Origin of the sequence: Staphylococcus cohnii species complex 1663 (genome assembly GCF_041008415.1) — a bacterium.
GTDB classification, from domain to species: domain Bacteria; phylum Bacillota; class Bacilli; order Staphylococcales; family Staphylococcaceae; genus Staphylococcus; species Staphylococcus ureilyticus.
On record NZ_JBFDVL010000005.1, the window covers coordinates 44,464 to 58,349 of the forward strand.

Here is a 13,886-nt window from a genome sequence, read left to right on the forward strand (position 1 = left end):
AATATTTTTATATTAATTCAATGACAATAATATCTAGTTATATTTTAACGTAAATATACTTAAATTAAACGTAATTAATATATAGTTTCTATACCTTTAGCATTTTTCGCTTTATTTAACGTTACGCCTAAAATAAGTGTGATAATTAATAATACAATAGCAACTACCGACATTGTATCAAATGCACCTTTGTAAAATAATCTGTAAATCACTGCACCAATCATACCACCAGTTACAGGCCCTAACACAGGTACAATCGCATATGACCAATTAGAATCACCTTTACCTGCGATTGGTAAAATCGCATGTGCAATACGTGGACCTAAATCACGAGCTGGGTTAATTGCATAACCTGTTGGCCCACCTAGACTTAATCCAATTGCAACGATTAAACTACCGACAATTAATGGATTTAAACCATCAGCAATTTTGTTCATACCAATGAATAAAAGCCCCATTGTTAAAATACCTGTACCAATAATTTCACTCATGAAGTTTGCAAAATAGTTTTTAATGGCAGGTGCTGTAGAAAATACAGCTAATTTTGTGCCTTGGTCTTCTGTGGCTTTCCATTGTGCTAAATACATTAACCAAACTAATGCACCACCAACGATACCACCTAGAATTTGACAGATAATATAGCCTGGCACCATAGCCCAACTAATGGCACCATCCATGGCAAATGCTAAAGTAACTGCAGGATTTAAATGTGCACCTGAAATATTACCTACCGCGTACACTCCCATAGTAACTGCTAATCCCCAACCTGTAGCAATAACAATCCAATCTGCGCCATTCCCATTACTTCTTTTTAAGTTGACGTTTGCAACAACGCCTCCCCCAAATAGTATAAGTATTGCTGTTCCCAAAAATTCAGCAAAATATTCACTCATAAAGACTCCTCCTAAAATAAGACAGGGAGACCCCTACAATTATATCCAGTTGTGAACCACCGGTTTAATTACTGTAGAAATCTCCCATCTCTGTTCTAAATATTAACTTGTGTACATCTTACACCGTTGTTGTAAGCGTTGTCAAATACTTTGTAAAAAAGTTGTCACAACTCAAGTTGATATCACACTATTTTCATCAATACTAAATTGACTAGTCAATGGGTCAATTTGTGCCGTTAACCCATAAGGAATCGCATGTTTGGGCTCATTATGACCAAATGATAAATTATAAAAAACTACCATTTTAGGATTATTGCTTTTTTTAATTATTTTTAATATCTCTTTTTTATAATTTTCATAATATACATTATTAAATGGCTTACCAAAAATCATACCATTCAGGTGATTTAAAATCCCTTGCTTCAGCAATTCCTCTAAATATTTAGCAAACATATCAGGTGTAGGTGTGTCTTCTGAGGTTTCTAAAAATAATATTGCACCATTAAATGCTTCAATTTCAGGAAATATTGATGTATGCATTAAATCAACAAAAGTTTCTAGATTTCCACCTAAAAGGTGTCCGCTCACTTTTTTATTTCCATTTAATATTTCGTATCCTTTTTGTTCTATTTTAGCTCTACATGTATATTTGTTTTGTTTATTCCATTTTAATCCATATGGTCTCATATAAAATGCTGGTTCTATTTTTCCTATTTTATTTGTATTAAACCAACACTTGTTAATATTCTCTACTGTATATGTATCCATTGCTATATTTTCTGCAAAGTCAGTAAGTAATGCCTGACCATAAAAACTAACTATTCCCATTTTATAAAACATCAAATGTACTGTTGTTGTATCTGAATAACCACTGAATATTTTAGGGTTGTTTGCAATTGCTTGGAAATCTACATAAGGTAAAATACGTATAGCATCTTCTCCGCCAATACAACTAATAATAGCTTTAACTTCTTGATCTTTTACTGCTTCATTTAAATCTTTAGCTCTACATTCTGGATGATTGTGAATAAACGCTACACCTTTTAAGGCATGTGGCATTACCTTGACTTTTAAGCCAAACTCATTTTCCAAACGTTGAATGCCTTGTCGAGTTCGCCATAACATATTACTTTCACCTGCTAAACCAGAAGAAAGAGACACAATTGCTACTGTGTCTCCTACTTTCAATTGCTTTGGTTTTATCATTGTCGTCATCCCCTTATACTCGTTCACAATGATTGATTACAAATAAATGAATCAATAATATGGAAATAGTTAAATTTTTATCATTTTAGTGACACCACATGATTCGATTACCATAGTGATCGGTCACTTGTTGTAATATATTTTGCGCCATTTGAAACTGCAATATCTACTTCTTCATTGCTATTTATGAGCCCACCTGCAATTACTGCAGTATTTGTTTCTTCGTTAATGATACGTATTGCTTTAGTAGCAATACCAGGTAAAACTTCCACAAAATCTGGTTCTACACGCTTAATCAATTCGATACTTCTAGATAGTGCATGACTATCTAATACAAACACTCTGAACACGGTTGTAGTATTTAATGATTTTGCTTTATTAATTACTTTTGTCTTAGTTGAAACGATGCCTTTAGGATGATAATTTTGAATGATATATTCACAAGCAAATTCATCATGGCTCATACCTTTGATTAAATCGATATGCATGTATGTTTCAATCTTATTCTTGTTTAATAGACCCATAATACTTTTAACATGTCCGATATGCGCATCTAACATGACACATGCCTTGTAATCGGTCATCGTTAATTTTTCTAAATCTTTCATTGAGCGAACTGCAGGCAAAATATGCGGTTTCAACATGAATTCCTCCTTAGACAATACGTTTAAATAGGCGTTCTAATTCATAATTTGAGAAATTAATAATAATGGGTCTACCGTGTGGACAGGTAAATGGGTCTTCAGTGTCTCTCAATTGATTAACTAAATCTGCCATCTCGTTATTTTTTAGATAGTGGTTAGCCTTGATTGATTTTTTACAGCTCATCATAATCGCAGCTTCTTCACGAATTTTTCTCACGTCAACTTTTTTATGTTCTAATACATATTCGATCATATCCTTGATGATTTCTTCAGCTTCTTCTTTAGGAAACCATACTGGATAGCTATCTACAATGTAATCATGTCCACCAAATGGTTCTAAATGCACGCCTACTTTATCTAATTCATCTTTATATTGATTAATTATCATTAATTCATCTTTTGAAAAATGGAAAGTTAATGGAATCAATAAATTTTGACTTTCATTTACAACATCACCAATTTTTTCTCTGAAATATTCATACTTTATTCTTTCTTGAGCTGCGTGTTGATCAATCATAAACATACCATTTTCATTTTGAGCGATGATGTAAGTGCCATGCACTTGTCCAACAATTTCCATATAAGGTATTCTACGTGTTGGCGAAGCACTCACGCGCCCTTTAATATCTTCTTCACCATTGTCTTTTAAAATGTTATCCGCGGTTGATACTTCGTTATCAGTAGAATCACTACTTGTCGTTTCTAAATCATAAAGCAAATCATTTTGTATTTTCTTATAATCATCATAATCATTTTGTGACTCTTGAATGCCGCTTCGTTCATTATCCGGTTGATTTATATAGGATGTTGAATTGTCTGCACTTGCGTTATTTGCATTATTCACGTTTGGTTCACTTGATTGCTCAACATTTTGCTCAAGGTTATTTTGTTGTTGCCGTTTTTCGAAGTCCATTTTCTGTTGCTCAAATTGGTCTAATACCTTGTTTTTCTTCGTCATTTTATCCATATCATTTTGAGGAATTAAAATACGATCTTTAAATGCTTCACGAATTTTTGTCACAATTAATTCAAAAAGCTGGTCTTCTTTTGATAACCTTACCTCTAGTTTAGTTGGGTGCACATTAACATCTACCAATATCGGATCCATTTCAATGTTGATATAGCATATTGGATAACGACCGACCATTAATAAAGTATGATAGCCCTCTAAAATTGCTTTATTTAATAAGAAGTTTTTAATATATCTGCCATTAATAAAGATAGAAATATAATGCTTATTACTTCTAGAATGTTCTGGCTTTGCAAAATAAGCATCTAAATGATAATCACTTGTATCACCCGTTACATAAACTAGATCTTTTGCAATTTTCATACCATAAATTTCTGCCATGACTTCATTTGTTCTACCTGATCCATTTGTTTTTAATATTGTTTTACCATCAGAAACTAGTGAAATACGAATATCAGGATGACTCATAGCCATACGGTTCACGATATCTGTAATCTTTCCAAGTTCTGTATAGAGACTTTTAATATATTTTAAACGTGCTGGCGTATTATAAAACAATGACTCTACCAAAATATCTGTGCCTCTTTTTGCTTTAGCTGGTTTTCGATTTAAAACTTCCCCATTTTCCACATAAATTTCTTGGCCTTCTTGATTATCTGTACATGTTTTCAATGTCACCTTAGAAACTGAAGAAATACTAGCTAAAGCCTCACCGCGAAATCCTAATGTGCGAATATGGAACAAATCATCATCTGCATCTAATTTACTTGTTGCATGGCGATGGAATACTAAGTCTAAATCATCGATTTCTATACCAGTACCATTGTCAACCACACGTATAGAAGCGACTCCTGATTGTTCAACCTCTATGTTTATTTCTGTCGCTTGAGCATCAATTGCATTTTCCAATAATTCTTTCACAACCGATCCAGGTCTTTCTACTACTTCACCGGCTGCTATTTTATTTGCTAAAGATGTCTGTAATTCTTTTATTTTACCCATTGAATGACCTCACCTCTATTTTAACTGTTTTTGTAATTCACTAAGTTTTACTAGAGCTTCTATCGGTGTCATATTCGATAAATTTAATTGCTTAATTTCAGTCTCTACTTCACTTTGTTCCGCAGGATAATCAAACAAATCAAAAGCTGCTTGTTCAAATTGGTGGCTACTTTGTGCTTGCGTGTCATCGTTATAGCTGTGCTCGTTTTCAGATACAAATGATTTTTCTATCGGCGGTGCTTCCACGCCCGATTTAATAACGTTCATTTGTTCATTTGTCGCTTGTCCATGATTATTATTTTGTTCAAATGCATCTAGAATCACTTGTGCACGTGATATAACTGCTTCTGGTAAATGTGCTAACTTCGCAACTTGGATACCATAACTATCATCGACAGCCCCGTCTTTAACTTTGTGTAAGAAGATAAGCTCACCTTTGTATTCATTTGCTGCAACATGAACATTTTTCAACGAAGGCAACGACTGATCTAATGTTGTTAACTCGTGATAATGTGTAGAGAATAATGTCTTAGCATGAGAAGTATGTGCCACGAATTCAATCATTGCTTGTGCCAATGCTAATCCATCATAAGTAGAGGTTCCCCTACCTATTTCATCAAAAATAATTAAACTATTTTCTGTAGCGTTAGCGAGTGCTTTTTGTGCTTCCAACATCTCAACCATAAATGTACTTTTACCAGAAACTAAATCATCTGCAGCTCCAATTCTTGTAAATATTTGATCAAAAACTGGTAATACAGCTGTTTCACACGGCACATAAGCACCCATTTGTGCCATAATGCTTATGATTGCAACTTGTCTCATATAAGTAGATTTCCCAGACATATTAGGTCCAGTGATTAAATAGATAAACGTATCTTGATCTAAATTACAATCATTTGGCACATAGTCGTTGTGATCCATAACGCGTTCTACAACAGGATGTCTCGAATTTGTTAATTTAAGTGTTTTGTCTTCGCTAAATGCAGGTCTTGCATAATTATATTTTTGTGCTATCTCGGCAAAACTTTGCAAACAATCTAATTCAGAAATAACTTTTGCTTGTTTTTGTAAGCGTTCTGTATATGTCTTTATTTGTTCACGTAATTCAACGAATAATTGATATTCTAATTCAATCGCTTTATCTTCAGCGCCTAATATAATGTCTTCTTTTTCTTTTAATTCATCCGTAATAAACCGTTCTGCATTTGATAAGGTTTGTTTACGATGATAACCATATGCAGAAGGGTCAAAACCTTGCAAGTTGGCTCTTGTAATTTCAATAAAGTATCCAAACACTTTGTTAAAGCTAATCTTCAGTGATTTAATACCAGTGCGTTGACGCTCCTTAGTCTGAAGTTCAGCCAACCAAGATTTACCATTCTTCGATGCTTCTAAATATTCATCTAGCTCCTGATTAAACCCTTTTTTGAATAATCCACCTTCTTTAACAGATATTGGCGGTTCTTCTTTCAAACTATTTTCTAATAATGCTAACAGTTCATCTAAAGGTTCAAGAGCTTTAAATTGCTCAGTAGTTTCTGTATCTAAACGATCTAATAATTGCTTAATATTGGGTATTTCAGAAATTGAATGTTTGAGTTGAATTAGATCTCTAGCATTTACATTACCATAACTCACTCGACCAACTAAGCGCTCGATATCATATACTTGATTAAGATGTTCTCTCAATGTATCTCTCTCTATAAAAAAGTCTATAAATTGCTCAACTGTATCTAGACGTGATTCAATTTGATTTTTGTGGATTAACGGTCTATCAATCCATTGTTTTAATCTTCTTGCACCCATAGGGGTCTTAGTTTCATCCATCAACCATAGCAATGTCCCTTTTTTACTTTTCAGACGAATACTTTCTGTCAATTCTAAATTTCTTTTTGCATAAAAGTCCATTTTCATAAAATCTACTGCTTCATATTTAACAACAGTTTCTATATGAGATAGATCTCGTTTTTGCGTATGAAAAATATAATCAAGTAATAACTGAGTCGCATTGTATAAAGATTGTTCATTACTAGTATTTACTGCATAATGTGCATCTGATATTTCATTCAATACTGTAATCGTTTCAGTTGTTAAACTTATTTGACGTTTTAGTTCTTCATCAATATGCTCATTTACCACGATTTCATTTGGATTAATGGTTGTTATTTCATTTATTAATGTAGCTTGATCGTTAAAGGAAGTTACTTTTAGTTCTCCCGTAGACACATCACAATAACTTAATGCATAACAGTCATTTATTTGTACAAAGCTCAAAATATAATTATTTTGTTTTTCATCTACGCCACCTTGATCCATAACCGTACCTGGCGTAACGATTCTAACAACTTCACGTTTCACCATTCCTTTTGTGTGTCTAGGATCTTCCATTTGCTCACAAATAGCTACTTTATATCCATTATTAATTAATGTTTCAATATAGCCATCTGCTGAGTGGTAAGGTACCCCACACATAGGAATAGGATTTTCTTTTTTAGCATCACGCTTTGTTAATGTAATCTCTAGAACTCTAGAAGCTTCTTTCGCATCTTCAAAAAACATTTCATAAAAGTCGCCTAATCTAAAAAATAATAAACAATCTTGATATTGTGATTTTATTTTTAAATACTGTTGCATCATTGGCGTTTGGTTAGTCATTTAATCTTTCACAATCCTTCTATTAGTTTCTTACTGTTATTTACAATACATTAAATAAACTATTATTTATGTATGTTATATCATTAAATCAGATGGTTGCTCACTTGTTTAACTGATTGCTATTTTTACTTTATAACTAGTTTCTATTCTTATATTATTTCGTACTTTTAAACCATATTTCGATATTTTTATTGTCCATTTAACTCTTAAATTTTAACATAACTTTAGTTTTTACGCTTATGCTTACAAATTAGGATTGATGTAAAATGTTGTCGTTTAACTACTTGATGAATGATATTTATAAAATAAAAAAGATTAAGCTTCATTTGCACATACAATTAGTTAATTACAAATCCACATTATAATTAAATCATTGATATGTTAAAAGCAATGAAACTTAACCTTTTCATATTTATAAGAATCGTTTTAAGATGCCTTTTCTTTTCATAACCATTAAAATAACATAACTAATCATTGCACCAATCACACTTGAAGCAATAAAAGCAATCATTAAAGGCTTGACAGCAAAGTTAGCAAAACCTAATACCCAGGCTAATGGTATACACATAATACTACCAATGATGCCTGTACCTATAACTTCACCGATTGCTGCCATAAAAATATGCTTGCGATAAAAGTAAAAACCACTTGCTAATAATACACCTACCATACTTCCAGGAAATGCAAAGAAACTACCGGTACCAAACACCATTCTTAACAGCGAAGAAATAAACGCTTGTGCCAGACCAAACCAAGGTCCCACAAATACCGCACATATCACATTGATTAAATGTTGTATAGGCGCCGCTTTGATAGGCCCAAGTGGTATAACAACAATGCTACTTAACACTACATTTATTGCAATCAATATCGCAGTCAGTGTTAATTTTCTTGTTTTCATATTGCTCATTTCCTTTCTACATATGGATTATGCATTAATCTTTATCTTGTTGAATTTCATTTAAACGGTTTGACATCGTACTAATCATCATTTGCAATAAGTCATTTGCCTCCGCTTGTGATTCTCTAAATTCTTCAACAATAGGTATAATATTGAGGTTTTGCTCGATATCTTGAATTTTATCTTCAGACTGACGCAGTGCCTGCTGTTTACCATAATTTTGTAAATTAACAGACTGTTTCTGCGTTTTTTTCAAGTCTTTCATACGCGTTTCAATATTTTTATTTTGATGAATTTGCTGTTCAATCGCTTGATATTCTTTAACAGTGTCTAATGATTGAATACGTTGACTGAGTTTATCTGCCTCTGCCAATATTTCATCTTTTTCATACATTATTGTGTCACCACTGCTTTTTCACTAACGCCTAAAAACGTACCATTCAATGAAAACTGTTTAGCTTCATCAACTTTTACATCAACAATCTTTCCAATCATTTCTTTAGGTGCTTTAAAATTAACTAGTTTATTTTTATTCGTATAACCTGCAAGTACTGTATCATCTTTCTTACTAGCACCTTCACAAAGAACTTGTACTGTTTGGCCTTCATATTGTGCCATAGCTTGTTCAGAATAATAGGCTACTTTTTTATTTAACTGTTGTAATCTTGACTTTTTTTCCTCTAATGGTACATTATCTTTCATTTTAGCTGCTGGCGTGCCATCTCTTTGAGAATAAATATACGTATATGCATGTTCAAATGCTACTTCATCATATAAAGTCAATGTTTCTTCAAATTGTTCTGCTGTTTCATTTGGATAGCCTACGATAATATCTGTTGTTAAAGCAACATCAGGTATTTTTGACTTAATACGATTGACTAAATCTAGATAGCTTTCTCTCGTATATTTACGTCCCATAATTTTAAGAACAGCATTATTTCCTGATTGTACGGGCAAATGCACATGTGGAACGATGTTTCCACCGTTAGCAATCACTTCTATCATACGATCGGTGAAATCCCATGGGTGACTCGTAGTGAAACGTACTCTAGGAATATCTATTTTCGAAATATCTTCTAGCAAGTCGCCAAGTCCATATTCTAATCCATCAATATCTTTACCATATGAATTAACATTTTGACCTAATAGTGTAACTTCTTGATATCCTTGACGAGCTAAATCTCTAACTTCGTCTATAATATCTTGTGGTCTTCTACTTCGCTCTTTACCTCGTGTAAATGGCACAATACAGTATGTACAGAATTTGTCACAACCATACATGATATTAACCCATGCTTTTATATTACCTTTTCTGACTTTAGGTAAATTTTCAATTACATCGCCTTCTTTAGACCAAACTTCTACCACCATTGCTTTTGAGAGATAAGCTTCTTCGAGTATTTCAGGCAGTCTGTGTATATTATGCGTACCAAAAATCATATCCACATTTTGATATGATTTTAATATTTTATTCACGACTGATTCTTCTTGAGACATACAACCGCAAACACCAATAACTGTTTCAGGTTTTTCTTTTTTCAAGTGTTTTAAATTGCCAATCTCGCTAAACACTTTATTCTCTGCATTTTCACGAATTGCACAAGTGTTAATTAAAATAACATCCGCTTCATCGATTTCTTCTGTTGGCTGATAACCTAAAGCACTTAAAATACCTGCCATTACTTCTGTATCATGTGCATTCATTTGGCAACCATATGTTTTTATTAAAAATGTTTTACCTTTACCCATACCACGATATTTTTCATCGATTTGAAAATCACGGTTATAATGTACTTCTTCTTTACCACGTTTACGTGCTTCTTTTAAACTTGGTGGTTGGTATACATGCTCAAAATACTTACTATAATCTTTTGTCTTCTTATCGCGCTCGGCCAAAACATCTATAGAAGTTTGCTTTCTTTGTTCTTCATTCACGCTAACAAAACCCTTTCTATATCATAAAAACTATGAACAAACGCATTAAAATAGATCTTATCTCGCTGTTTTACAATCGAGTCGTTCAAAGTTCTATAACTTTATCTATAATCATTATTTCATTATATTAAATTTAGCAATAAAGTGCAAAAGTCATCTACAATAATGAATGTTGATTTCAAAAGTACATTTTACAATAAAAACCATCTTGATTAAATATACTTTGTCCAATAACAAACATTTTTAATAAAATAATGATACAAAAATAAGGCACTTACGTATCATTTAATAACATTTATTAAATAAACGATGTACCTTATAGTTATGACTTTAATTTCAATTTTACACTATCATAATGCAATACCTTACAAGAAAACTACTTAGATTTCATCATATTTTCCAGTTAATGTTTCAATCGTTATACCTTCTGGAACATGATAAAATTTCACTTGACTGATAGTACTTGGTATTTCTAGTTCTACCATTCGCTCATTTAACTTTTGGATTAATATTAAACATTCATTCATCTCACCTTGTACAGTTGTTTCTAAAGGTCCAACGCGATATTCCAAACCAGAATCATCGATCACTTGAATTGCTTCATCTACGTAAGGTATAACATCTTCACCATTAGCAGTTTTAGGAATAATTTGTACACTCATTAAAGTATCATTCATACTTGTTCAACCCCTTAAATTTTACTTACCTTCAGTTTACCAAAACATTAACTTAAGGTATAGAAATCGAAAGCTTTGTTTATTTATTGATAGGTTTCGTTTATAAGTGACATCATCATATTTTTAGCAACGTTACCACCATTTGAAGCCGCATCGATTAATTGGCTAGGAAAATTGTCCTTAGTCTCTCCAGTTACATATAATCCATTAATATTTGTTTCTCCATATGGTGATGATTTGATTTTGCCCTGTTCATCACGTTCTAACAATATATTATTTAGAAAATTGAATTCGGTATCCCACCCCATTTGTGTAAATGCACCTTCTATTTTTATGACATTACCATCTTCTAATTCGACTCCTTTTAATTGTCCCTGCTCTCCTAATAGTTTTTTGATCGTTGTTGAACAGACCTCAATATGATGTTGTTCTAAAAATTTAATTGCCTCTGGCTCTAACGTTTCAATACCATTAGTAAATACAGTGATTTTTTTCGAAAAATTTCTCAATAATTTAACAATGTGTATTACATCTTTATCAGAGTAAAATACGCCTAATTGAGTATGTTTCATTTCAAAGCCATCACACCAAGGACAATAAAATACCGTTTTACCGTAAAAGGATTCAATATTATTTATTTTAGGTAAATGTTCTCTAACACCTGTAGCAACAAGTATTTGCTTGGCTGTATAGGATTTTGATGCTGTTGATACTTTAAATCCGGATTCAATTTGTATAATATCTACGACCCTTGCATTCACTATGGATACATCTTTGTATTTGGAGACATCTTCTATAGCTTGTTGTTTAAATTTTTGTGGCGAAATACCATCTTGCGTTAAATAACCATTTGATAATTGAGTAACTTTATTTCGTGGTTTATCTTCATCAATGACTAATGTATGCATCATTCCTCTACCAAAATTCAATGCAGCGCTCATACCTGCTGGGCCACCGCCTATGACAATTACTTCATATTCCATCATTCCACTCCTTTTAATTACACGTCTATTAAAGACTTTTAATATCTATAATAGTTTTAAAAAAGTGTATAGAAATAGTTTATGCTTTGCTATTTCTATACTATAAAATTATTTAACTACAGGTTTTAGCAGACTCGATAGTTTCTTTTGCTTCAAAGTTGTTACCAAAGTTGTTTCAGCATCTTCCATTATAGCTTTGATAGGACAGCCTTCATCATGATTAAAAGTGTCTTCTAATAAACTTTGCTCCCCATCTATCGTAACAACGACTTCATAGATAGATACTGAATCCCATCCATTCTTTAATTGATATCCGCCTTTAGCACCACTACTAGCAGAAATGATATTACGCTTAACTAAACGTGTCATTACTTTTGATAAATAAGTTGTAGAAACACCTAAAACTGATGCTAAGTCTTGTACAGGAATCTTTTTTTGATCACCTTGATTATTAATCATAAATAACAGTGCATGTAAAGCATAATCAGTCGCCTTTGAAAATTTCATAAATTTATCATCTTCCTATTATAGATATAATAAATCTATAATAGCTTATTTGTTTTTCTTTTTCAATATTACACTAAATTTTTAGTAGCATTAATAATTGCATCTGCAAAATCATACATAAACTGAGCCCAGTTACTACTGTTCTCTCTACTTTTTTTATTATAACGTTCATTTTCAAACAATTTCTTTCTTATTCCTGAGGTTAACTCGAGTTGGACACCTTTCTCAGTTTTACAGCAATTTACAATATTGTCATCATGCGCACCAGACATATGTGACGGGGCTTGTCTGACAATTATCCCTAATTTTTCAAATTCTGCCGTCATCTCATCCATTAATTGCTCATCCTTACCACCCATATAAACAATTTCATCTTCACCTTTACAGCCATGTATCGCGATGGCATATTGATTATTTGCAATCATTTTCATTAATTTAGGTTCATCATAATGTCTGGACGTCACATGTAATTCTGCATTACCTTTTGTTCTAATTGCTTTAAACGTAAAGTAGTCAAAACCACCTTTTTCAGCTGTTACTTCCGCCAATTCGGTAGTAGCAGGTTCTATAGCTCCGCCATGAATTGCAGTTATGATAACATTGCTATTTCGGTCAATTGAATTAATAATCCAATCCGTATTTTCCTCCGTTAGCTGCATTAATTCCGTCATAGATTTAAATCGATCAGCCATTGATTATCCCCCTCTATTTTATATGTACACTTTTTGTATACCACATTTTAGCGTCCATTATTTTAAATCACTGTTAAGTTTTTGATAATTTATTAACTCAATATTTACAGTTAACTATTACTGATTATTGATTGCTTTAATCATTGCTTTTGAAAACGCTTCTAAATAGGTTGACCAGTTCGAACGATTTTCTCGGTCATTTAAATTAAATTTTTTATTAACAAAACAATGCTTCCTAAAGTTAACAGTCAATTCTAACTGTACCCCCATACCTTTTTGACCACAATTCACAAAGTTATCCTGTTGTTTACCAGAAATATGAGAAGGTGCATCCTTTGTAACGATTCCTGTTTCATTTAACGTTTGTTTTATCTGCGTAATTAGTGCTTTATCTCTACCACCGATATACACTTCATTTTTCTTACCCATGCAACCATGTATAGATATAACTTGAGCATGTTCAGTCACAATCTTTTGTAATTTTGGCTCATCAAAATGAATTGAAGTTACATGAAGTTCATTGTTTTTATTTTTTCTTACACCTTTAAAACTATAAAAACTATAATTACCTGTTTCACTTAAATGTTGTGCAACTTCAGTAGTTCCTCTTTCTATAGCACCGCCATGGACAGCAGTAATAAGTACTGGTGAATCTCTTTCACACGTTTGAATTTCCCAATCTTTATCTTCATTTGTGTAAGTTAATAATTCCGTCATTGTTTCAAAGTAATCAACCATATCTCTCTAACCTTCCATTTTTCGTATATAAATATAAAACTAGCTGATTCACAAATATAAAACAATGATTTTTTCTATGA

General features: G+C 32.3%; 13 protein-coding genes. All 13 read right to left on the reverse strand.

Annotation, left to right across the window (positions count from 1 at the left end; translation table 11 throughout):
- Positions 1-74: 74 nt before the first annotated feature.
- The 13 genes from AB1J10_RS07330 to AB1J10_RS07390 all read right to left on the reverse strand — a co-directional run bounded on the left by AB1J10_RS07330 (position 75) and on the right by AB1J10_RS07390 (position 13,806).
- A complete protein-coding gene (locus tag AB1J10_RS07330) occupies positions 75-893 on the reverse strand; it encodes an MIP/aquaporin family protein (protein WP_064209016.1) in 819 nt (272 codons plus the stop codon).
- A 171-nt stretch (positions 894-1,064) separates the two neighbouring features.
- Entirely contained in the window at positions 1,065-2,099 is a 1,035-nt protein-coding gene (locus tag AB1J10_RS07335) for a S66 family peptidase (RefSeq protein ID WP_070037814.1), read from the reverse strand.
- 107 nt (positions 2,100-2,206) lie between these two features.
- On the reverse strand, positions 2,207-2,740 hold the full coding sequence (locus AB1J10_RS07340) for a glycerol-3-phosphate responsive antiterminator (protein ID WP_070038272.1): 534 nt from the start codon (positions 2,738-2,740) through the stop codon (positions 2,207-2,209).
- A 13-nt stretch (positions 2,741-2,753) separates the two neighbouring features.
- Entirely contained in the window at positions 2,754-4,715 is a 1,962-nt protein-coding gene (mutL, locus tag AB1J10_RS07345) for a DNA mismatch repair endonuclease MutL (protein ID WP_070037817.1), read from the reverse strand.
- A gap of 15 nt (positions 4,716-4,730) precedes the next feature.
- A complete protein-coding gene (gene mutS, locus AB1J10_RS07350) occupies positions 4,731-7,373 on the reverse strand; it encodes a DNA mismatch repair protein MutS (RefSeq protein WP_070037820.1) in 2,643 nt (880 codons plus the stop codon).
- A gap of 412 nt (positions 7,374-7,785) precedes the next feature.
- A complete protein-coding gene (thiW, locus tag AB1J10_RS07355; RefSeq protein WP_046208599.1) occupies positions 7,786-8,274 on the reverse strand; it encodes an energy coupling factor transporter S component ThiW in 489 nt (162 codons plus the stop codon).
- Between the two features lie 34 nt (positions 8,275-8,308).
- Positions 8,309-8,668: a RicAFT regulatory complex protein RicA family protein gene (locus tag AB1J10_RS07360; protein ID WP_046208600.1), complete on the reverse strand. Its 360-nt coding sequence runs from the start codon at positions 8,666-8,668 to the stop codon at positions 8,309-8,311.
- A complete protein-coding gene (miaB, locus tag AB1J10_RS07365; protein WP_064209019.1) occupies positions 8,668-10,209 on the reverse strand; it encodes a tRNA (N6-isopentenyl adenosine(37)-C2)-methylthiotransferase MiaB in 1,542 nt (513 codons plus the stop codon). The genes AB1J10_RS07360 and miaB overlap by 1 nt, the downstream gene beginning before the upstream one ends.
- A gap of 380 nt (positions 10,210-10,589) precedes the next feature.
- Positions 10,590-10,886 (reverse strand): thiamine-binding protein, encoded by a 297-nt coding sequence (locus AB1J10_RS07370; RefSeq protein WP_046208602.1) that lies wholly within the window; start codon positions 10,884-10,886, stop codon positions 10,590-10,592.
- 83 nt (positions 10,887-10,969) lie between these two features.
- Complete coding sequence (locus tag AB1J10_RS07375) at positions 10,970-11,869, reverse strand: NAD(P)/FAD-dependent oxidoreductase (protein ID WP_070037824.1); 900 nt, start codon at positions 11,867-11,869, stop codon at positions 10,970-10,972.
- A 108-nt stretch (positions 11,870-11,977) separates the two neighbouring features.
- Positions 11,978-12,376: an RrF2 family transcriptional regulator gene (locus tag AB1J10_RS07380; protein WP_070037827.1), complete on the reverse strand. Its 399-nt coding sequence runs from the start codon at positions 12,374-12,376 to the stop codon at positions 11,978-11,980.
- A gap of 68 nt (positions 12,377-12,444) precedes the next feature.
- A complete protein-coding gene (locus tag AB1J10_RS07385; RefSeq protein ID WP_070037830.1) occupies positions 12,445-13,068 on the reverse strand; it encodes a poly-gamma-glutamate hydrolase family protein in 624 nt (207 codons plus the stop codon).
- A gap of 117 nt (positions 13,069-13,185) precedes the next feature.
- Positions 13,186-13,806 (reverse strand): poly-gamma-glutamate hydrolase family protein, encoded by a 621-nt coding sequence (locus AB1J10_RS07390; RefSeq protein WP_070037832.1) that lies wholly within the window; start codon positions 13,804-13,806, stop codon positions 13,186-13,188.
- Positions 13,807-13,886 lie beyond the last annotated feature (80 nt).